The 1,091-nt window shown below is 38.2% G+C and carries 1 protein-coding gene; it reads right to left on the bottom strand.

Translation table 11 applies throughout. The annotated features are described in order from the left end of the window. Positions 1–1,091: site-specific integrase (locus tag GGR07_RS13750; RefSeq protein ID WP_183200529.1), on the bottom strand; the 1,091-nt coding region annotated here is incomplete at both ends.

The following is a 1,091-nucleotide window of genomic DNA, read 5'->3' as shown; positions in this document are numbered from 1 at the left end:
AGGGCGACATTTCTCATATCTTTCATTATGCTTCGATCAAGGACTTTGGCATAATGTTGCGTCATCTTGATGTTGGAGTGACCAAGCATTTTCGCCACATTCTCAATGCTAACACCGTTTGCCAAACAAACAGAAGTAGCATAGCTATGTCTTGCGGTATGCGTGGTTAATTTCTTCTGAATGTTACATAAGTCGGCTATTTCTTTCAGATAACTGTTCATCTTCTGATTACAAGGTACAGGAAGAAGTGTTCCTTTCTTGTGACGGGATGGATGATTCTCATACTTCTTCAATATTTCCTGTGGTATATCCAACAAGGGAATATTGCACATATTTTTGGTTTTTTGTCGAGGTTTACGAATCCAAAGGTTTCCGTTATCATCTCGCACAAGATGTTCGGGAGATAATTGTTGTACATCAATAAAAGCAAGTCCGGTAAAAGCTGCGAAAATAAAGATGTCACGGACAAGTACAATTCGTTCTACGGTAAATTCTTTTTGGTAAATAGTTTGCAGCTCTTCCAGTGTAAGAAACTCTCGGATAACCTCTTTCTCATGGAATTTTATTCCGATAAAAGGGTCTTTTGTAATCCATTCGTTGGCAAGTGCAAGGTTGGTTATCTTTTTCAGACATTTCATGTAGCGGATAACCGTGTTTTGTTGGCATTCCTTCTCTGTCTTCAGATAAAATTCAAAGGCACGAACAAACTCTCCATTGATTTCAGTCAATAGAAGATCATCTTTATTGTATCTCCTTTGGATCAATTCCGCCAAATAACGTTTGCACGTTTCATAACGCCGAACAGTAATCAAAGTATAATCTTTACCTATAAGAACTCGACATTGATCATTGTGTTCCTGTATCGTAGCAAGGAGAGTTTTGGGTTGTTCTTTCAGAATATTTAAGCCGAAGAATTTTTCTTGAAGAATACGAGCGGTTATTGTGCTCCCTTGTTCTTCTAACTCGGTAAAGATAGAGTTTAACTTGATTTTTGCTTCTTCTATGTAGCTATTCAGTTCGTTGGCTTTACGACTTTTACCACGTACACACTCTTTGGCTTGGTTCCAAGAACTCGGATCGACACTTTTTCG

Origin of the sequence: Bacteroides pyogenes (genome assembly GCF_014196225.1) — a bacterium.
Taxonomy (GTDB): domain Bacteria; phylum Bacteroidota; class Bacteroidia; order Bacteroidales; family Bacteroidaceae; genus Bacteroides; species Bacteroides pyogenes_A.
The sequence above is the reverse complement of the archived record's forward strand: the minus strand, read 5'-3'. Positions and strand labels throughout refer to the sequence as shown.